This is a genomic window from Cutibacterium sp. LaCa_89 (assembly GCF_058177555.1).
This window is the reverse complement of sequence record NZ_CP190889.1, coordinates 1,416,538-1,436,328: the sequence shown is the minus strand read 5'-3', so window position 1 is coordinate 1,436,328 and position 19,791 is coordinate 1,416,538. Positions and strand designations below refer to the sequence as shown.

At 62.9% G+C, this 19,791-nt stretch carries 21 protein-coding genes and 1 pseudogene; 17 read left to right on the top strand and 5 right to left on the bottom strand.

Annotated elements, in window-relative coordinates; genetic code table 11:
* Positions 1-6: 6 nt before the first annotated feature.
* The 14 genes and pseudogenes from thrS to ACP8LP_RS06580 all read left to right on the top strand — a co-directional run bounded on the left by thrS (position 7) and on the right by ACP8LP_RS06580 (position 11,620).
* Positions 7-2,076 carry a threonine--tRNA ligase gene (thrS, locus tag ACP8LP_RS06645; RefSeq protein ID WP_036975960.1) on the top strand — a complete coding sequence of 690 codons (2,070 nt, stop codon included), beginning with the start codon at positions 7-9 and terminating at the stop codon, positions 2,074-2,076.
* On the top strand, positions 2,069-2,629 hold the full coding sequence (locus tag ACP8LP_RS06640) for an HIT family protein (protein ID WP_016667561.1): 561 nt from the start codon (positions 2,069-2,071) through the stop codon (positions 2,627-2,629). The genes thrS and ACP8LP_RS06640 overlap by 8 nt, the downstream gene beginning before the upstream one ends.
* Complete coding sequence (gene pgsA / locus ACP8LP_RS06635) at positions 2,622-3,245, top strand: phosphatidylinositol phosphate synthase (protein WP_036976586.1); 624 nt, start codon at positions 2,622-2,624, stop codon at positions 3,243-3,245. The genes ACP8LP_RS06640 and pgsA overlap by 8 nt, the downstream gene beginning before the upstream one ends.
* Positions 3,246-3,290: 45 nt before the next feature.
* Positions 3,291-3,944 (top strand): cardiolipin synthase ClsA, encoded by a 654-nt coding sequence (gene clsA, locus ACP8LP_RS06630; protein ID WP_016667563.1) that lies wholly within the window; start codon positions 3,291-3,293, stop codon positions 3,942-3,944.
* A 20-nt stretch (positions 3,945-3,964) separates the two neighbouring features.
* Positions 3,965-4,708 carry a DUF881 domain-containing protein gene (locus tag ACP8LP_RS06625; protein ID WP_036976588.1) on the top strand — a complete coding sequence of 248 codons (744 nt, stop codon included), beginning with the start codon at positions 3,965-3,967 and terminating at the stop codon, positions 4,706-4,708.
* 42 nt (positions 4,709-4,750) lie between these two features.
* Positions 4,751-5,083, top strand: a complete 333-nt coding sequence (locus ACP8LP_RS06620; protein WP_002513635.1) for a small basic family protein — start codon at positions 4,751-4,753, stop codon at positions 5,081-5,083.
* Positions 5,076-5,828 carry a DUF881 domain-containing protein gene (locus tag ACP8LP_RS06615; protein ID WP_016667565.1) on the top strand — a complete coding sequence of 251 codons (753 nt, stop codon included), beginning with the start codon at positions 5,076-5,078 and terminating at the stop codon, positions 5,826-5,828. Before ACP8LP_RS06620 ends, ACP8LP_RS06615 begins: the two co-directional genes overlap by 8 nt.
* 64 nt (positions 5,829-5,892) lie before the next feature.
* Complete coding sequence (locus tag ACP8LP_RS06610; RefSeq protein WP_036975963.1) at positions 5,893-6,285, top strand: glycine cleavage system protein H; 393 nt, start codon at positions 5,893-5,895, stop codon at positions 6,283-6,285.
* Between the two features lie 8 nt (positions 6,286-6,293).
* Positions 6,294-6,875 (top strand): zinc-ribbon and FHA domain-containing protein, encoded by a 582-nt coding sequence (locus tag ACP8LP_RS06605; protein WP_016667567.1) that lies wholly within the window; start codon positions 6,294-6,296, stop codon positions 6,873-6,875.
* Positions 6,875-7,585, top strand: a complete 711-nt coding sequence (gene ftsR / locus ACP8LP_RS06600; RefSeq protein ID WP_016667568.1) for a transcriptional regulator FtsR — start codon at positions 6,875-6,877, stop codon at positions 7,583-7,585. Before ACP8LP_RS06605 ends, ftsR begins: the two co-directional genes overlap by 1 nt.
* Positions 7,586-7,666: 81 nt before the next feature.
* Positions 7,667-8,146 (top strand): bifunctional nuclease family protein, encoded by a 480-nt coding sequence (locus tag ACP8LP_RS06595; protein WP_016667569.1) that lies wholly within the window; start codon positions 7,667-7,669, stop codon positions 8,144-8,146.
* A gap of 183 nt (positions 8,147-8,329) precedes the next feature.
* On the top strand, positions 8,330-8,917 hold the full coding sequence (locus ACP8LP_RS06590; RefSeq protein WP_016667570.1) for a MerR family transcriptional regulator: 588 nt from the start codon (positions 8,330-8,332) through the stop codon (positions 8,915-8,917).
* Positions 8,918-9,026: 109 nt separating this feature from the next.
* Positions 9,027-10,247, top strand: coding sequence for a YhjD/YihY/BrkB family envelope integrity protein (locus ACP8LP_RS06585; RefSeq protein WP_016667571.1), 1,221 nt, complete (start codon positions 9,027-9,029; stop codon positions 10,245-10,247).
* A gap of 217 nt (positions 10,248-10,464) precedes the next feature.
* Positions 10,465-11,620, top strand: a pseudogene (locus tag ACP8LP_RS06580) (MFS transporter).
* Positions 11,621-11,710: 90 nt separating this feature from the next.
* Here the strand turns inward: ACP8LP_RS06580 and ACP8LP_RS06575 are convergent.
* Positions 11,711-12,910 carry a pyrophosphate--fructose-6-phosphate 1-phosphotransferase gene (locus ACP8LP_RS06575; protein ID WP_016667573.1) on the bottom strand — a complete coding sequence of 400 codons (1,200 nt, stop codon included), beginning with the start codon at positions 12,908-12,910 and terminating at the stop codon, positions 11,711-11,713.
* Between the two features lie 260 nt (positions 12,911-13,170).
* Here ACP8LP_RS06575 and ACP8LP_RS06570 point away from each other — a divergent pair, with 260 nt between their 5' ends.
* Genes ACP8LP_RS06570 through ACP8LP_RS06560 form a run of 3 tightly spaced genes read left to right on the top strand, consistent with a single transcriptional unit; the run spans position 13,171 to position 14,887 of the window.
* Positions 13,171-13,491, top strand: coding sequence for a hypothetical protein (locus tag ACP8LP_RS06570; RefSeq protein ID WP_069102812.1), 321 nt, complete (start codon positions 13,171-13,173; stop codon positions 13,489-13,491).
* 37 nt (positions 13,492-13,528) lie between these two features.
* Positions 13,529-14,149 carry an L-threonylcarbamoyladenylate synthase gene (locus ACP8LP_RS06565; RefSeq protein ID WP_016667575.1) on the top strand — a complete coding sequence of 207 codons (621 nt, stop codon included), beginning with the start codon at positions 13,529-13,531 and terminating at the stop codon, positions 14,147-14,149.
* A 51-nt stretch (positions 14,150-14,200) separates the two neighbouring features.
* Positions 14,201-14,887 (top strand): 5'-methylthioadenosine/adenosylhomocysteine nucleosidase, encoded by a 687-nt coding sequence (locus ACP8LP_RS06560; RefSeq protein ID WP_016667576.1) that lies wholly within the window; start codon positions 14,201-14,203, stop codon positions 14,885-14,887.
* Between the two features lie 29 nt (positions 14,888-14,916).
* Here the strand turns inward: ACP8LP_RS06560 and ACP8LP_RS06555 are convergent, their stop codons facing one another.
* The 4 genes from ACP8LP_RS06555 to ACP8LP_RS06540 are packed head-to-tail and all read right to left on the bottom strand — an operon-like array spanning position 14,917 to position 19,758.
* Entirely contained in the window at positions 14,917-15,828 is a 912-nt protein-coding gene (locus ACP8LP_RS06555; RefSeq protein WP_016667577.1) for a diacylglycerol/lipid kinase family protein, read from the bottom strand.
* Between the two features lie 44 nt (positions 15,829-15,872).
* Positions 15,873-16,523 carry an IMPACT family protein gene (locus ACP8LP_RS06550; RefSeq protein WP_016667578.1) on the bottom strand — a complete coding sequence of 217 codons (651 nt, stop codon included), beginning with the start codon at positions 16,521-16,523 and terminating at the stop codon, positions 15,873-15,875.
* A complete protein-coding gene (locus ACP8LP_RS06545; protein ID WP_016667579.1) occupies positions 16,520-18,274 on the bottom strand; it encodes an FUSC family protein in 1,755 nt (584 codons plus the stop codon). Before ACP8LP_RS06545 ends, ACP8LP_RS06550 begins: the two co-directional genes overlap by 4 nt.
* Positions 18,271-19,758 (bottom strand): Hsp70 family protein, encoded by a 1,488-nt coding sequence (locus tag ACP8LP_RS06540; RefSeq protein ID WP_016667580.1) that lies wholly within the window; start codon positions 19,756-19,758, stop codon positions 18,271-18,273. The genes ACP8LP_RS06545 and ACP8LP_RS06540 overlap by 4 nt, the downstream gene beginning before the upstream one ends.
* Positions 19,759-19,791: the final 33 nt, after the last annotated feature.

Here is a 19,791-nt window from a genome sequence, read left to right as displayed (position 1 = left end):
AATCGAGTGAGGAAGTCAATCGTGTCCATCAGCATCATCCTGCACCGTTCCGGTACCTCCAGGACCGAGCAGGTGGACACCACCACGACCGGTCTGGATCTCTTCGGCTCCGAGCGTGACGTCGTCGCCATGCGGGTCGACGGCAACCTCGTCGATCTGCAGCGCGAACTCCACGACGGCGCCGAGGTGGAGCCCGTCGAGGCGACGAGCGAGGACGGGCTCAACATCATTCGGCACTCGTGCACCCACGTCATGGCACAGGCCGTCCAGCAGCTGTACCCCGAGGTGAACCTGGGTATCGGCCCGTTCATCACCGACGGTTTCTACTACGACTTCGGCAACATCGAGCCCGTCACCCCCGAGGTGCTCACCGAGCTCGAGAAGCGGATGAAGCGGATCGTCAAAGAGAACCAACGCTTCGTGCGTCGGGTCACCAGCGAGGAATCCGCCCGTGAGGAGCTGGCTGACCAGCCGTACAAGCTGGAACTCATCGGCACCAAGGGCAAGGGCGCCGATGGGGCTTCGGTCGAGATCGGTGGCGCCGAGTTGACGATCTACGACAATGTGCGCCGCAATGGCGAGGTTGCCTGGAAGGACCTCTGCCGTGGCCCGCACGTGCCGTCAACCAAGTATCTGGCCAATGCCTTCGCTCTGACGAAGTTCTCGGCTGCCTACTGGAAGGGTGACCAGGCCAACGACCAGTTGCAGCGCATCTACGGCACCGCGTGGGCCAGCCGTGAGGATCTCGTTGCCTACCGGGAGCGGATCAAGGAGGCCGAGCGTCGGGACCATCGCAAGTTGGGAGCTGAGCTCGATCTGTTCTCCTTCCCCGAGGAGATCGGTCCGGGCCTGGTGGTCTTCCATCCCAGGGGTGCGATGCTGCGTCACCTCATCGAGGAACACGTCATCGCGCGCCACATGGAGGCGGGATTCTCCTTCGTGCATACCCCGGAGATCACCAAGGGTGGGCTGTTCCACACCTCGGGTCACCTGCCCTACTACGCCGACACCATGTTCCCGCCGATGCTCGTCGACGAGGAGCGTGACGAGGAGGGCAACGTCACCCGGGCCGGCCAGGAGTACTACCTCAAGGCCATGAACTGCCCGATGCACAACCTCATCTTCCGCTCGCGTGGTCGGTCCTACCGCGAACTGCCGTTGCGGTTCTTCGAGATGGGCCATGACTACCGCTACGAGAAGTCGGGCGTCGTGCACGGGCTGACTCGTATGCGCGGGTTCGCCCAGGATGACTCGCACACCTACTGCACCCGCGAGCAGGCCCCTGGCGAGATCGAGAAGCAGATCGAGTTCTTCCTGTCGATCCTGGCCGACTTCGGTCTGAACGACTTCTACCTCGAGCTGTCCACCCGCGAGGAGGACGGTGCGAAGAAGGAGAAGTTCATCGGCTCTGACGAGGACTGGCAGGCTGCCACCGATACCCTCGACCAGGTGTGCCGCAGCACTGGTCTGCAGTTGGTCCCCGATCCGGGCGGCGCCGCCTTCTACGGTCCGAAGGTCTCGGTCCAGGTCAAGGACGCCATTGGTCGTACCTGGCAGATGTCGACGATTCAGTATGACTTCAACCAGCCTGAGCGCTTCGACCTCGAATATGCGGCTGCTGACGGCACCCACCAGCGCCCGATCATGCTGCACTCGGCCAAGCTGGGCAGTGTCGAGAGGTTCATCGGCGTGCTCACCGAGCACTATGCCGGTGCCTTCCCGGTCTGGTTGGCCCCCGTTCAGGTGCGCCTGGTCCCGGTTGCTGAGGCCTTTGACGAGTACGTCACGACCTTTGCCGAGGTGCTGCGTTCCCAGGGCATCCGGGTCGAGATCGACCTGTCGTCCGACCGCTTCGGCAAGAAGATCCGCAATGCCTCCAAGGAGAAGGTTCCCTTCACCCTCATTGCGGGTGGGGAGGACGCCGAGGCCGGTGCGATCTCCTTCCGACTGCGTGATGGTTCCCAGGTCAACGGCATCGCCCAGGACGAGGCCGCGCGCATCATCGCAGGCTGGAACAGGGCCCGTTGCAACGACGACCCGACTGCTGAGACCTTGCGTGGAGCTGTCGATGACTGAGGACTACCACCTCGAGTTCGCCGAGGATTTGGTCGGGGTCCCGGATCCCTTCCGAAGGTTCTGGACCCCGCACCGGATGGCGTACATCGGCGGTGAGAACAAGCCCCGGGGCGACCGCCCGGAAGACGGGTGCCCGTTCTGTGTCGCTCCGCAGCGCAGCGACGAGGATGCCCTCATCGTCCACCGTGGCGAGACCTGCTACGTCATCATGAACCTCTATCCCTACGGACCGGGGCACATGCTGGTGTGCCCCTACCGTCACGTTGCCGGCTACGTCGACGCCACCGAGGTGGAGGTCGTCGAGATGGCCCACCTCACCCAGGCCGCGATCCGGACCCTTCAGGAGGTGTCCCACCCGCAGGGATTCAACGTCGGGATGAACCAGGGAGCCTCTGGCGGAGCCGGAGTGGCCGCCCATCTGCACCAGCACGTCATTCCACGCTGGACGGGAGACACGAATTTCCTTCCCATCGTGGCAGGTGTCCGTGCTGTTCCACAGCTGCTGGGAGATGGCCGTCAGATGTTGGCCGATGCGTGGGTGGCTCATGCTTGAGCATTTCCGGGCCGCCTGGGCCAAGGTCATGAACCCCATCGCCGACGCCCTGTTGCGGGCGCACGTCACCCCCGACATGGTCACCTGGGTCGGCACCGTCGGTGCCGTCGCCATGGCACTCATCTGCTTCCCACAAGGGTGGCTGTGGCAGGGGCCGTGGCTGGTCGCCCTGTTCATCTTCTCCGATTCGCTCGACGGCAACATGGCCCGCAAGATCGGGCGTCACTCCCAGTGGGGATCCTTCCTCGACTCCACCTTGGATCGATTTGGTGACGCCGCCATCTTCGCGGGGGTGGCGTTGTACTACGCCGGCCCGGGAAACAACCTGCTGTGGACCTCGATGTCCCTCGCAGCGCTGGTCTTCGGGATGGCCACCTCCTATGTACGTGCCAAGGCTGAGTCCTTGGGACTGGAGGCCAAGGTCGGCATCGCCACCCGTGCGGATCGTCTGCTCGTCAGCTTGCTGGCCGTCGAGATCACGGGTCTGGCCAAGGCCGGGGTCTTCCCCTACTGGTGCCTGGCCGTCCTACCGATTGCGCTGTGTTACCTGACGGTGGCCGGAGCCATCACCGTGGTGCAGCGGATGGTGGCAGTGCGTCGGGCATGTCAGTCGTGACGGGTCGGGGCACGGCGTGGGCAGGCTCTCGGCTGAACGGGATGAATGGTTAGGGTGGAGGTTGTGACGCGCACCCTGCCGCCTGAGGAAGTGCCCGAGGCTAATCCGTGGGACACCGATCGATTCTGGACGGTTCCCAACATCCTGTCAGTGATCCGTCTCATCGGCGTACCTGTCTTCCTGTGGCTCGCTCTGGGCCCGCATGAGGATGGCTGGGCCGTTGCGGTGCTTGCTGTTGCCGGTATCACCGACTGGCTCGACGGCAAAATTGCCCGTCGCTGGCACCAGATCTCGCGCATCGGCCAGATGCTTGACCCCATCGCCGATCGTCTCTACATCTTCGCCACGGTCATCGCGTTGACCCTGCGCGACGTCATACCACTGTGGCTGGTCATTCTGCTCATTGCCCGAGACGTTTGCATGGCATGTCTGGTTCCGGCTCTGAGAACTCGCGGGTTCACCTCGTTGCCGGTGCACTTCGTCGGCAAGGCGGCCACCTTCTGCCTGCTGTACTCCTTCCCGTTGGTCCTGCTGGGGCATCTCGGAACAGGGGGCTGGACGGTCTGCCGGGTCCTCGGGTGGTCCTTCGCCATCTGGGGAACGGCGCTGTACTGGTGGGCCTACTTCCTCTACCTCGTCCAGACCGTTCAGATCGTTCACACCCTGCCGCGGGTCGATCCCCGGGGTGAGCAGTCGTGAAGCAGCGCCCTGATGCATCGATGGACCTGCTTCGGGAGGTTCGCTCGCAGGCCTTGGACCAGGGGTACCAGGAGTACCACGACCGCAGCCCCGGCAGCACGAAGCGACGTCCCGTTGGGGTTGCTGCCGTTGTCATCCTGCTCGTCACCGGGGTGCTCATCGGTATCGCGTGGCGCTCAACGGCTGCACGCGCGCCGCTGGACGCACGAGAACGCAGGAACCTGGTCGCCCACGTGCAGTCGGCCCAAGCTCATGAATCAGCTCAGCATGCAGAATTGGCCAGGTTGCGCGCTTCCATGGATGCCATGAAAGGTGCCTCCGCATCACCCATTGGTGACGAGGCAGGGCAGGACTCAGCAGTGATCCCATTGACGGGCCCAGGGGTGCGGATCTTCCTCGATGACGCCAATGCGGCGCCGGACGATGAACTTGGTGACGCCGACCTGCGCAAACTCGTCAACGCCCTGTGGCAGTCCGGAGCGGAGGCCGTGGCCGTCAATGGTCATCGAATCGGGCCCCGTACGGCGATCCGCTCGGCCGGATCGGCGATCACCGTTGACTACGTCTCGCTGTCTCGACCCTATGTCATCGAGGCGATCGGCTCCCCGCAGACGATCCCGGCGAAACTGACTGACACACCTGGAGGTCGCTGGATGACCTATCTGAGCGACAATTCATCGATCACCTATACGGTGGCGACGAGGGACCGGGTCTCGGTGCCAGGATCGAGGGCGTCGGTGAGTCACGCGAGTCCTCACCGATGACAATGAGACGATGAACGGCATCGGAGCACAGGAAGGACACCCATGATTGCGCTCATCGGCCTGGTGGTCGGGATCATCATCGGCATCGTGGTCAACCCAACGCTGCCACCTGGCCTTCAGCCCTACCTGCCGATCATGATTGTCGCTGCCCTTGACGCCATTTTCGGAGCGGTGCGTGCTTATCTGGCGCACACCTTCTCCGACCGCGTCTTCGTCGTCTCCTTCCTCTCCAACGTCGCCATCGCCGCCCTTATCGTCTGGGTGGGTGATCAGATCGGTGTGGGTTCGCAGTTGTCGACTGCCGTCGTCGTCGTGCTCGGCATCCGAATCTTCACCAACGCTGCCGCCATTCGGCGAGAGGTGCTGCATGCCTGAGCATCACGATCCGCGGGAGTGGGCCGGAAACCACTGGCGCAAGATCGGCAAGGACCTGACCTCAGTGTCGACCGGGCAGATCCTCGTCGCCATCATCTTGTGCCTGTGCTCCTTCATGATCGTGACTCAGGTGCATTCCCAGCACAATCAGGACGCCTATTCGACGATGAGCAGGGCAGATTTGGTGACGATGCTGGACACTCTCTCGGAATCCTCCCGTCAGCTGGATTCCGAGATCGCTGACCTGCGTGCTACGACGAGGGAGCTGCAATCGGGGGCCAATTCGCGCAAGGTCGCTCAGCAGGAGGCCGAGGACCGACTGACCCGGATGAAGGTGTTGGCCGGCACCGTTCCGGTCCATGGACCGGGAATCAAGATCACTATCGACGACCCGGACGAAAAGGTGACCTCCGACATGATGCTCGACGCCGTCGAGGAGATGCGTGATGCCGGGGCTGAGGCCATGGTTCTCAACAACAAGGTCCGAATCGTTGCCGACACCTGGTTTGCCGCCAGCCCTGATGGCCTCGAGGTCAGCGGATCGACGATCAGCCGTCCCTACACCCTGGCTGTCATTGGTGACCCCCATGCCCTCCGGGAGGGGGCACGGTTCCGTGGCGGCCTGGTCTCCCAGATGGAGTCCGACAAGGTGGGGGCCTCCGTCGAGATCACGACTTCTCAGGACCTCATCATTTCCGCGGTTGCCCATCCGCGTCCGATGACTCACGCCACACCGGTGAGATGACGCGGGCATCGAGGCGCTGAGCGCGGTAGTCTGCGGGTACGAGGATTTTTCCGTCGGCCGTGTCATGGAGGTGGCGATGACCGAGATTCCCGATGATGTGTTGTGCACCTCGGATCACCTGTGGATCAGGCCCGGTAATGGTGACAGGGTGCGCGTCGGAGTCACGCCGGCCCTCCTTCACCAGTTCGGGCCGGTGGAGTCGTTGTCCCTTGCTGATGACGGGGAGGAGATCGTTGCGGGAGACACCTGCGGCGATCTAGAGTTCTCGTCTCGCAGCTGGGAGTTCGTTTCCCCGGTTGCCGGGGAAGTCGTCTCGGTCAACCAGTCGGTTGACACTGACCTGCTCGAGGCAGACCCATGGGGTGACGGATGGCTCTTTGACGTGAGACTGTCTGACCCCGAAGAGCTCAACGAACTGCTCGACCCGGACGAATACCTCGCGAGCATGGGGGAGTGACCCCTAAGATGACTGTTTCGGAGACCCCCGAGAGCGAGGACGCGAACATGAACAAGTGCACCATGTGCGGCCACGTCAATGAAGATGGCGCAAACTTCTGCTCCCGATGCGGGACCCGTCTCGGTGTGCCCATCGACACTCCCGGGGACAACACCGGCGTCATCCCGACCATCGTCGAACCGACGGTGGCCGAGGAGACCTCGCCCAATCTTGACCTTCCCGCCGACGTGTTGCAGGACATCGCCGACTTGCCTGCCGAGAACGCCATGCTGGTGGTGCGACGCGGACCGAACCTCGGTGCGCAGTTCCTGCTCGATCAGGATGAGACGACGGCTGGACGTTCCACCCGATCTGACATCTTCCTCGACGACATCACGGTCTCTCGTCACCATGTGAAGTTCATCCGTCAGCCCGACGGTCGCATGATCATCGAGGACCAGGGCAGCCTCAACGGCACCTACGTCAACCGCACCCTGGTTGACGGTTCAGCCGTGCTGCGGGATGGTGATGAGGTGCAGATCGGCAAGTTCCGGATGACCTATCACACCGGTGGGACGGCATCTGGTGCCAGCGGGGCTGGTCGCGTCTGATGCCAGGATCTGTCCGCACCATCGGGCAGGTGATGAAGACTCTCAAACCGGATTTCCCCGATCTGAGTATTTCCAAGATCCGATTTCTAGAGTCTGAGGGCCTGCTGTCCCCTGAGAGGGCACCATCGGGATACCGCAAGTACTCCGACTCCGACGTCGAGAGATTGCGGTACATTCTGACGTGCCAGCGTGATCACTTTCAGCCGCTGCGTGTCATCCGAGATCATCTGGAGATGATGGACCGGGGCGAAGAGCCTCCGGTGGCTGAGGCACCGCCGCTGCCGTCCGAGAGTGAGGGGACTCCGGCCCCGAAGGATTCGGCAGGTCAGGGAATCGTCCAGACCCGTGGTCCCATCAGGATGAATCGGCGTGAGCTCATCAGGGCCTCGGGTATCACTGAGGCTCTGCTCATGGAACTCGAGCGTCACCAGCTGGTGCGTCCCAAGAGAGGAGTTTCCTACTTCGGGCAGGAGGCTCTCGTCATCTGCGTCGCGGCTCGACGGCTCTCTGCCTACGGGATGGACTCGCGTCACATGCGCGCCATCCGTCAGGCTGCTGAGCACGAGGCCGGCCTTATTGAGCAGACTCTCATTCCGCACGCTCGTCATCCCGAGCAGGCGTCCAAGATTGCCGCCGAGACGACCAAGGTGATGATGCACGCCCATACGGCGATGGTCTACGACATGCTGGAACACTGGTCGGCCAACTGAGTTCGGCCAACTAGGCCTGCCTTGCCAGGTGAACGCTGTCACGCCGAAGGATCGACTCCAAGGCCGCGCTAGGCTGGCAGCATGGTCTTGCTCGAGGTTGCCGAGATTCGGACCGAGCCGGTGTCCGGGGCAGCGGTGCTGCTGTTGCGCGAGGTTGATGGTCGTCGCCATCTTGCTTTGTGGATCGCAGAGCCGGAGAGATTGGCCATCACCGACGCCATCAATGAGGAGGAGCCGATCCGGCCTTACACTCATGACCTGCTCGCACGCGTCGTCGCGGTGCTGTGCGAGGAGGAGCCGCAATGCGTCATCACCAAGGTTGAGGACGGCGTCTGGTTCGGCGAGTTGGTCCTGGGGGCCATGAGGATCGATGCTCGGCCCTCGGACCTGGTCGCCCTGGCACTGCGTCTTCCGGTACCGATCTGGTGTACCGAGGAGGTCATCTCCTCGGCCGGGATACTCCTCGATGCCGGACCGGAGGACGCGGTGGAAGAGTTCCGGCAGTTTCTGGACCAGGTCAGTCCGGACGACTTCGGACCTGGACCCTCGACCTCTGGTTGACCTTGAGTCAACAGCAAAACACCTTGTCAAACCTAAATTCGCAACTGGGATGTGAGGACGGTGTGAAGCCATCGGCGTGGCTTCGACGGTGATCTGGACTGGCGCCGTAGCGTCGAGGGCGTTCGACGGGGTAACCGTGCTCCGCCGTTGAGACGATGAACAGAACTGGTGAAGGGTGACGAGATGGCAACGACCGGTGAGCAGCCGAGTGTTGAAACTCCCCTCGACGGCCCCGCGCGTCGTGGCCAGGATGCCCTCTTCGAGGGTGACTTCGCTCCGATGCCCGAGGACATTGGATTCCGGGGGCCTGTCGCGTCCGGCGCAGCCGGTATCACCTACCGCCAGCTCGACTACTGGGCGCGAACCGGGTTGGTCCGTCCGGAGATCCGAGCTGCTCGCGGCTCAGGTAGCCAGCGTCTTTACTCCTTCCGCGACATCCTCATGCTCAAGGTCGTCAAGCGCCTGCTCAACGCTGGCGTCTCCCTGCAGCAGATCCGGGTTGCCATCGACCACTTGCGCAGCAATGGCGTCGAGGATCTTTCCCGGGTCACCCTCATGAGTGACGGGGTCTCCGTCTACGAGTGCACCAACGACAACGAGGTCATCGACCTGCTGCGCGGTGGTCAGGGAATGTTTGCCATCGCTTTGGGAGGAGTGTGGCGAGACGTCCAGGGAAGCCTTGCGGAACTGCCGAGTGAGCGTCTCAATCCGATTGACGAGGAAGAGCTCGACGAGTTCACTGCCAGAAGAATTGCCAAGCACGCCTCCTGAACTGGCGGTGAATTGACGGGAAATCGTCCCCGTCATTCCTGATGCGTATGCTCGTTGAGCGTGCGCCTGGGGTGTTCTCCATGCAATGATTCAGGATGAGGAGGCCCCTGTGAAGGACACGATTGCCGCCATCATGAAGCGGCCCGGTATCGCCCATCTGCTGCGAGCCCACACCCGATTCACCCGACGTCTCGGCAATCATTTCGCCGCATCCATCACCTATTTCACGGTGCTGGCGATCGTCCCGGTCATCGCATTCGCCTTTGCCGTGCTGGGATTGATTCTGAGTCGGTTGAGCCCGTACCTGCTCAATCAGGTGGTGGATTCGGTCGTGAGTCTGGCCACTCAGCAGGATGACAAGGAACAAATTCGCGGCATTATCGAGAATGCGATGAAGGTCGGCGGATCGGTCTGGGCGTTCATCGTCTCCATCCTCACCGCTTTTTGGGCCGGAATCGGCTGGGTCGGAAACATCCGCAAGGGAATCCAGGCGGAATGGGCCCCGGACTTTGACATGGTGGCCGACGACCGCGGATTCGTGCGCGCCAAGCTTTCCGACATGTTGGCATTCCTGGGATTGCTGCTGGTGAGCCTGCTGACGATCGTCACCTCCCAGGTCGGCTCCTCGATGGCCGGGCTGTTGGCCAGGTGGACTGGCCTCGAGACCGTTCCTGGCCATGGCCTGCTGCTGGCCCTGGCCGGCCTGCTGGCCTCGGCGATTGCCGGTTGGTTGCTCTTCATCTTCTTGTACACCGTCATGCCGCGTGGCAAGCCAGTGTGGCGTCCGATCCTCAAGGGATCGCTGGCCGCAGGTTTTGCCCTGGCCCTCCTACAGGTGGGTGCTGGCTATCTTGTGCAGGCCTTCAGCTCTAACAAAGCTGTGCAGGCCTTTGGATCTGTCATCATCATCATGCTGGTCTTCGATCTCATCGCTCGATTGAGTCTCTTTATCGCCTCGTGGATCGCGACGGCGAACCAGCCGGCTGTCGACAAGGAGTGGAACGACTGCGACGAGCCCCTGCTTGGTCGTGACGACTGCCGTACCGTTGACGGGCACTGGGAGGCCGCGTTAGCGGATCGCGCCCGCAAGCACTCGGACGAGGATGGAGCGGAAGTCGTCGGTGTCGCCTCACAGGCCAATGGGGGAGAGGAAGACGCCAGCCAGCAGGAGACGGAAGACGCATCGGCCGACGCACCTGCTGCTTCTCGTGCCTTGCCTCCCGCGCACGCCGAGCCTCGTCGTTGGTCGGTTGTCGGAGCGAGTATCGTCAGTGCTGTCGGGGGCATGGCAGTTGGCGCCATACTCGGTCGACGTCGCGAAGACCAATGACCCACTGATGATGCTGCGTGCGTGGTGACAGGTCAGTTCGTTATGGCGTGATTCAGCTGCGGGCTGGCGTTTGCCCCATATGTGATTGACCCCGAGGTCGTTGGGCCCTGGCGGACCCAGAAAGGGAATCGCAATTTTGCAAGGGTCGTCGTCGCGGACAGCTGCTCATTGTGCTTTGGCTGCCAGTCTTCTGGGCACGTTGTTCCCCGGAGTCGTCATGTTCACGTTGCCTCCGCTGTTCACCTCATGGTGGAGGAGCTCTACCAGAGCTTCAGATGCATCACTGGGCTGGGTGACGACGTGTGCGGCTCTTGCGTCGGGGCTGTTGACATACGTCGCCGGGATCGTTCGTCAACAGTTGGGCACTCGCTGGATGTATGTCGTGGCGACGGTCCTCATGATGGTGTCTCTGGCGGTCGTCGTGGTGGACTCACGGTCGCTACCGGTTGCTTACATGTGGGCGCTGTTGTCCGGAGCATCCTCGGCCTTCACGTATTCCCCCTCATTGACTGCGGTCCAAGAATGGTTTCCGCGACAGTTGGGGCTGGTTACCGGATTGGTCAACGCCAGTTTCGCCCTTCCCGCTGCCGCGGCTGCCCCTGTCGTCGCGGCAATGCTGAAACATTGGGGGGTTCACAGACACGGTCGTGACGCTGATGATCGGCGTTGCCGTCACACAGGTCCTGGTGATTTTTCTTTCCACCCCGCACTGGCTCGAGAAGGAGCGTAGGGCAGGGTTAGCGGCATCGCGGGAAGAAATTTCAGCACCGTCTGCAACCACCGCGCAAGCCGTGCGGACGCCCGCGTTCTGGCAGGTTTGGGCGATCTGGTTCGCTGGTGGTGGGGCAGCCATCACGATGATGACTTTCGCTGCCACTTATTCCGCGCATCTCAATGATATTGGGGTGCGAGTCAGCGCGGTGGCGGCGGTTACCGCGTTCGTCTCCGGAAATGGGCTGACACGAGTGATCAACGCGATGGTGCTCGATCGTGTCGGACCGACGGTCATCGGAGCCGTGACTTCCTTGACCCTTGCCATGGGGTACGTGTTGTTGGGTTTCGTCACCAGTGGTTGGGCACTCATCGTGGTGGCCTTCCTGGCAGGAGTCGCTTTGGGGACAATCTTCACGATCTCGCCCTTGTTACTGACACCCCTCTTCGGTCTCAAACACTTTGGGCCCATCTTTGGGCTGGCCTTCACTGCCTACGGTGTTTTTGGTGCTTTTGCTGGCCCTATGCTTAGCTCATATCTGGCTCAGCAACTGGGATATGCCCTGGTATTCATCTATCTTGCCGTGTTGATGGTCTGGGCTTTCTTGTCTGTACTCGCCGTCAATCCCTCAAGACGGCGAATGACAGCGCATTGGGTTTAACAGGGTTCCACGTACCACAATGGCCCTTCCGCTCTCAATCAGTCCACCGGGACCGATTCGTGCGGAAGGGCCATTGGCGAGTCAGAACTGTCAGGCCTGCCCGATCTCGCTGAGCATGTCGGTGAACCACGGCTGCGTGACATCGAAGGGCTTGCCACCCTTGATGCGGTCGAAGGCGATGTTGGTCAGCTCGTCGCCGTTCTCCTCGTCCTGACCGATGACGCCAGCCCTGCCGGCGAGGGCGCAGTCGACGGCCAGATCGGTGCAGCGGCCGATGAGCTCGAGATCGGCCTCGTTGGAGGCAGCCGAACGGGAGAAGTAACCCGACTTCTGGACCATGACCTTCTCGGCTCCCAGCTTCTCGGCGAACTGCTTGCCGAACCAGGCGCCAGGGTTGACCTTGTCGAGCTTGACGTGGCCGAAGGGGTCGCGCGGGACCTCCTGTCCGGCCTTCTCCATCTCCTCGATGATGGCGTCGAGGCCAGCGCCCTCGGACAGGAAGATGGTGACGTTGCCGATCTCGTCCATGACCTTGTTGAGGCGCTCGGCCTCGGCCTCGAGGTCGAGGTGAGCCTCCGGGACGTACACGGCGTGGACGTCCCAGGCCTCCTTGGACAGACCGATCTCGGGGACCCACTCCTGGGTGTCCAGCCACTCGCGGTACTTGGCGGCGGTGGCTGCGGTCAGCCAGCCACAGTTACGTCCCATGACCTCGTGGACGATGAGCATGCGGGATCCGGAGTTGTGCTCACCGACGATGTTCTGGGCGAAGCGGGAACCCTGCTCAGCAGCGGTCCAGGCGCCCAGTGACTGACGGATCGGGATGACGTCGTTGTCGATGGTCTTGGGCAGACCGACGACGGTGAGGCCGTAGTCGTGCTCTGCCAGGTACGCGGCGAGGTCAGCGGCGGTGGTGTTGGTGTCGTCGCCACCGATGGTGTGCAGGACGTCGACCCCGTCGGAGACCAGACGGTCAGCAGCAACCTTGAGGGGATCGTCGCCCTCGGCGACCAGACCACGCTTGACGAGGTCGGCGGCATTGGTGAGCTTGACGCGGGAGTTGCCGATCGGGGAACCACCGAAACGCTTGAGGACCTCGGCGTTCTTGCGCACAGTGTCGGTGACCTCGATGAAGTCTCCCTTGAGCAGGCCCTCGTAGCCGTGTTTGTAGGCGATGATCTCGACCTCGGGGGCAACCTCGGTGTAGCGCTGGATCAGACCACTGATCGCCGTGGACAGGCAGGGCGCGAATCCACCGGCGGTGAGGAGAGCGACCTTCTTGACGGCCATGGGAAACCTTTCGTTCGTCGTGCGATGACGCTATTAAGCCTATGGCACGAGTCGAAACGTCACACCGGGGGAGCAAATGTCAACCCTTTCCAGGGCACTGGGGTTCGTGTTGGTGTGATGGTATGACGAGTAATGCGATAATGCACCGACGTGTGGCCAGTGCGAGGAGGATGGATCCATCCCAGCGCCATGGCGATCGTGGCGTCAGTCTTTCCGTCGTCGTCACAGTGTTGCTTCCGGTCCTTCTCCTTGCCGCTGGGGTGGCCGTGGATGGGGCAGAACAGGCGAGGGCTGCTCGACTTGCCCACACCGTCGCTGCGGAGGCTGTTCGGGCTGGATGCGAGGAGGGATCAGCTGCTCAGCTGGTAGGACAGGACGGCTCCGGATCAGCTCGCAAGGCCGCGGAGAAGTCGGCTCGTGGAGCCGAGATCAAGGGAATGAGTCAGCTGGCCATTGACGTCGAGGGAGACGCCGTCAGCGTCGCTGTGCAGGTCACCAGACCAACTCATCTGCTCTCGCTCATCGGCGTGCTGGAGGTCCATGGTCAGGCGCGCGAAATGTGCACGTTGATGGCTCGCTGACCGCCATGGGAGTCCGCTGCGGCGATACGATGACAGGGTGTCCAAGTACTTCCCGGTGCACCCGGAGAACCCGCAGCAGCGTTCCCTCAACCAGGTCGTCGACATCCTGCGCGACGGTGGCCTGATCGGCTACCCGACCGATTCAGGTTACGCGTTCGGGGCACGGCTGGGGAACAAGGACGCCCTGGATCGGATTCGCAAGTTCCGTGAGCTGTCCGACAAGCATCACTTCACCTTGGTGATGAGCGAGTTCGCCCAGGTCGGACAGTACGTCCAGATGGACAACTGGGTCTTCCGGGCGGTCAAGGCGGCCGTCCCCGGGCGATACACGTTCATCCTCAAGGCGACTCGTGACGTACCGAAGGTCATGCTCCATCCGCGCAAGAAGACCGTGGGTGTCAGGGTGCCTCAGCACGTGACAGCTCTGTCTCTGCTGGAGACCCTCGACGAGCCGATCGTCTCCTCGACCCTCATCATGCCCGGGCATGATACCCCGATGGTCGACGGTTGGCAGGTCCAGGACGAGATCGGTGATCATCTGGACGCCGTCATCGATTCTGGAGACTGTGGCATCGAACCGACGACGGTGGTTGACTTCACCTCTGGGGAAGCAGTGATCACACGCCGCGGTGCCGGTGATCCGTCCCCCTTCGAGTGAGATCATCTGTCCCTCGAATCGTGACGGCGACTGACGAAGGATGTTGACGACGTGCTTGGCCTGATGGGTGCAATGGAGGATGAGGTCCGTCTCATCCGCGAGGACCTTGACGAGGTCGTGGAGTTGGACGGTCCGTGCGAATTGCTGCGCGGCCGGTTGGACGGAACACCGGTGGTGCTGGCGAAGTGTGGCATCGGCAAGGTGAATGCGGCCCTGGCGGCCTCAGCCATGGTTCAGGCCGGCGCTACGAGCATCGTCTTCACCGGTGTCGCTGGTGCCGTAGCCCCCGGTCTGGGTATCGGTGACGTCGTCGTCGGGGACAAGTTCCGACAGCACGACGCTGACGACACTGCCTTTGGCAACCCCATCGGCATCATCCCCGGGGAGCCAGCATTCTGGGAGCCGGATCCGGATCTTTCCACCAGGGTACTGGGGGCGCTGCGGGCTCTCGAGGGGCCGCGCGGTCACCACGTCGTCGCCGGAACCATCGTCAGTGGCGACCAGTTCATCGCTCAGGCCGAGAAGGTCGCGTGGTTGCGCACCACCTTTGACGCCAGTGCGGTCGAAATGGAGGGTGCGGCTCTGGCACAGGCTGCCAGCCACCTCGGGGTGCCCTTCGCCGTCGTGCGAATCCTGTCGGACTCCGCCGATGGTGACGCCACCTCCGATTTCCCCGCCTTCCTCAACGACGCCGCCCGTCGCGGACGTGACCTGGCCCACGCCTTGGCTCAGGCCTGAGAGGTCAGGTCCGAATCCATCCGGGGCCCTCAGGCCCGCACCAGCAGGGCTCCGGGGGCCACCCGTGTTCTCATCGTCGTCACCTTGCCCACCAGATCACCATCAACCTCGGCGAGGATCGGCCCGGAACCAGACCTCACGAGCGCTGTTCGTGAGGAGGCGTGACGCACCAGTCGGTGTCCGTGACGATGCCGGGTGACGAAATGGTTGAGGACGGCGACCCAGCCGACGATCCCGTGGGGAGACAGGGTCAGGACGTCCAGGGTTCCGTCGTCAATACGGCCGTCCGGGACGAGATCGACCCCACCAGGCAGGACGGAGCAGTTGCACACCAGCACCGTCCGAGCCCGCGTGACGACCGGTTTGCGACCATCGACGCTGGTGCGGGCCTGGAACCCGGGTTGGATGAGGGTCTGGGCACCTGATGCCACATAGGCCAGCCATCCGAGTCTGTCCTTGAGACGGTCCTGGGTGCCGGCCATCATCTGAGCATCCATGCCCATGCCAATGATGACGGTGAAGCAGATCTCCTCGGACTCGTCGAAACGGACGTAACCAAGATCGATGGCTCGCACTGGGCGGGTCAGTACGGCGTCGAGGGAGGCCGCCAGATCAGTGTGGGGCAGATTGAGATTGCGGGCCAGAAGATTGCCCGTCCCCATGCCGAGAATCCCCATCGGGACTCCGGTACCTGCTAGACCGGCTGCGACCTGACGGATCGTTCCGTCGCCGCCCAAGGCCAGGACGAGGTCGGCGCCATCATTGACAGCGCTCCTGGCCAGGCCATGACCGAAGTCATCGTCGGTGGTGGGAAGGAAGGACGGGTTGACCCCCAAGTGCTCCTGGCATTTGTCCTCGATGAGAGTGCGCCACTGGGGGTTGGTGGCAGTCTTCACCGAATTATGGATGACTGCCACGGTGCGCGGCTGAGATGTGTGCACGTCGTGAGCCTAGGGCATCAGACCAATTATGTGGCCGCTCCGTCTCAGTGCGTGAGGTCGACCCAACGCTGCGCCCTCGGCGTCAGATCGACGTCACGGCCCAGGAGCTCGGCCAGTTCAACAGCCAGATGGTCGGCCTGCCCCGCTCGGCAAGCCAAGGTGAGGAGGGCCCCGTCTGCGGTGTAGTCGACAGTAACGACCTCGTGTCCGGCAGCTCGGATGACTCCTTCTTCATGACCAGCTTGTCGTAGGTCGAGTAGGGTCGTGAAGGTGTCCACGAGGACTCGACGATGCAGCGAGGCCGAGTCCAAGGCCTTGGTGGTCGCGTTGCCATAGGCGCGGGTCAGGCCGCCAGCTCCCAGCTTGATGCCACCGAACCACCGGCTCGTGACAGCTACGACGTCCGACAGATGTGGCTGGTCGTCAGAATTCGAGGCCGTGAGGGCGTTCAGGGTCGGCATTCCGGCTGTTCCAGCAGGCTCGCCGTCGTCGCTGCAGCGCTGGGCATGGCGATCAGGTCCGATGACGAAGGCGGAGACGTGGTGACGGGCATCGTGGCCATCTCGTCTCGCTTGGGCGATGACGTCACGAGCTTCTTCCTCGGTCTCGACGCGGACCAGTTTGGTTCGGAAGATCGAGCGTTTGATCTCCAGTTCAGCCTCGACCGGGTCCGTCAGGACGATGTACTCGTTCACCTGACCCCCGGTAGGGAGGTGACCATGTCGAGGCGGATCTTCTCCATCTCATCGACGACGATGTGGGCATCGAGGTTCTGACTGGAGATCGGAGGCAGACCGGTGATGAAGACCGCGATGTCGGCCAACAACCGGCGTGCCCACGGCACGGGCTTGTCGATGGTGTGCCAACACACCGATAGCAGGTCGTAGCCGGTCTCGGTGACGGTGCGATCGACCTTGGACCAGTCCTGCAGAGCTTGTGGAGCGTCGGGGCGAGTAGCAGAGAGCAGGGCAGATCCGCGGATCAATTCATGGACCATCTGGTTGCGTTCCACCTGGGCCTGTGAGGTACTGGTGTGGCCATCTGCCAGCGACCGCAGCACAGGCATCATCGAGCGCAAGGTGCGGCGGTACTGACTGCGCACCAGAAGCACGGGAGCCCGCCGACCGACGACGTGGATCGTGATGATGCCGACGGCCAGACCGACGACCGTCTCAAGGATCCTGTCCTGGGCCAGCTGGTACATCTCACCGGGCTGGGTGAGTGGTGTCATGAGCAGTGCGAAACAGGTGATGAAGATGCAGGCGATGCCGTAATTGCGCGTCACCATGGCCTGCATGATCCACAGGAAGACGATGATGAGGCCGATCTGGACCCAACCTGACGGTCCGAAGGCTGCCACGGCCAGGTAGAGCCCCAGACCGATGACCGTCCCGAGCACGCGGTGGATGGCCCGGATGGTCATGTCGGAGCGGGTGGCGTCCATGTGCATGAGGATCAGCACGCTGAGGATGGCCCAGTAAGGATGGCCGAAGGGCAGCAGGATCATGAGCAAGGCGGCGAAGAAGACGCCGGTGGCTGCTCGAAGTGCCAGCATTGTCGGTCGGGAGCCACGCTCCAGTGCTGTCCGGAGCAGATAACTTGCCTTGGGTCGCCCCAGCGGGGTCCAGTCCAGATGGTCTGGAAGGGACACGTCGGCGGATGGGAAGGCTTCCAGCCTCAGCTCGTGCTCCAGGCGCATGTGGGCGGTGACGAGTCGGGCTCTCAGCTCGGAGAGCTCGGACATCTCCGACGGGTTGTCGGCCCCGGAGGCGTGACCGTCGTTGTAGGCCCACCACGCCTGATGGATGGCAGCGTGGGCTGCCGAGCGCAGCCGGGCAACCTCGTGGCTGTCGGCATCCTCGTCGGGCTCACAATAATTGTTGACCGCTGTCTCGGCCTTCTCGACGGCGAGCCGCACCGGTCGGTGCGGCGAGATGAAGCCGATGACCATCGACACCATGGCGGCGATGAGGAAGGAAGGGCCGGTCGAGGTGAAGACCGTTGCGATCGTCCACCCATGGCTGGCCATGTAGGCGCCGAAAGCCCCGGCGAAGAGAATGTTGAGAGGTCCCGGCGGACCCAACTGCAGAGCGTGCCAGGTCCAGATGATGACGAGGCTCCACGCGGCCAGGATGAGCGGCATGATCCACTCCACCCGCATGGACAACAGGCCGAGACACTGGGAAAGGACCGTCGCGACACCGACGCCGATGAGGATTCGAGCGCGCGACAGCGGGGCATTGCTGTTGCCCGCCAGTGCGCCCATGGCACCCATCATTCCCATGGCGGCATGGCTTGGGTCGGTGATGAGCCCCATCGTCACCAAGGACACTGCCATCGGGATGATGAGGATGACTGCCTGCTTGTTGCGTCCCGGAGCTGGGCGAATGGTGATCAGTCTGTGCAGCAGGTGGCGCAGTGAGGATGGTTTGTCAGTCGGGCTCATCGATGCACCGTACCGGTGCTCGTCGTTGTTGGACGTCCCATGGTGACGGTGGTGGACCATCCAGTGTCGACGTCGGTGATCGTCGCGGTGACCATACCGGTCTCGAGGATGGTGTAGGTCTCCTCGATGAGGTGACCGTTGTTGACCTCGTGGACGTCGACCTGGTCAGCGTCGAGGTCGTTACCCGTGTTCTGCAGAGTCTCGTCGAAGGGGAAGGCGACAGTGGCAAAGGGAATGAGGTCACCCACCGGTTCGCCGTTGGCGTCAGTCCGCGAGAACTCCACGAAGCGAAAGACGCCGATGTTGTGACGGCAACGGTAGGTTCGCGTGATCGTCGTCGTCCCGGAGAGCCGGGTGCTCTGGTCGGTGAGGACGTCGAAGCCGATGCCTCGTCCGGACTCAGTCTCGCGGAACACACCGAAACCGCGGGAAAGGCGGTCACGGACTCCCAGGGTGTCCGCGTCAGCGGCGACGGCCAGACCGATCGCGGTGGCCGAGGTCGGGTTGGGAGAACGGTGCACTCGTCGCCCGAAGAGTTCGCGCAGCCGGCGGGGAACGATCGGCAGGGACGTGGCGCCACCGACGAGATGGATACCGGCGACGTCGGAGTCAGCGCTGTTGAGCAGGGAGGACAACGGATCCATGGTCTCGATGGTGCGATCGACCAGCGGCTGGCACGCTTCGGCCACCTCGGCGACCGGAATGCGAAGAGTCGTCGAGTCGAGGTCCACGAGAAGGTACCGAGACTGGGGACGCAGGGCTTCCTTGGCGATTCGGCACGCCTCGACGAGTTCGTCACGATCGACAGAGATGTCGCTGAGATGACGTGCGGCCAGATCAGCCAGCACCTCGTCGAAGTCGTCGCCACCGAGGTCATTGAGACCGACGGAGTCGAGGACTTCCGGGCTCTGGCCGGACATGTTGACCAGGGATGCGTCGAAGGTGCCACCACCGAGGTCATAGATGATGACCCTGGTGCGCTTGGAATTGAGGTTCCGGGCCTGACGGAGGGCGAATTCCAGCCCGGCCGCAGACGGCTCGTTGACGAGGCCGAGCACCTCAATACCGGCCTGACGTGCAGCATCCATCGTCACGAGGCGCTGTCCGGTGTGAGCGTGGGCGGGTACACCGAGGACGGCACGATGAGGTCCGGGGACGTCGATGCACGAGATGACATCACGCAGAAAGTCGGCCCACAGATCGACCAGCGGGATCTCCATCTCCCCGATGTGGACCAGGGTCGACGGGCCGGCTCCGGGGGCCGCCAGGAGGCGCTTCACCGAGCGGACGCCAGGGGCTCCACCGGCCATCGCCTGGCGGGCCTCAAAGCCGTGGACGAGGGACCCGCCGACGACCGCGCTCACGCTGGGCAGCTGGTCGTGTGAGTCTCCTTCCGTGTCGAGGAAGGGCAGCAGGGGGTGGTTTCCGTTGTCAACAGCAGCAACCGCGGTGTAGGTGGTTCCCAAGTCGATTCCCAGATCCATGCTGGGCAGTCTATGACTGGGTACAGACAATGC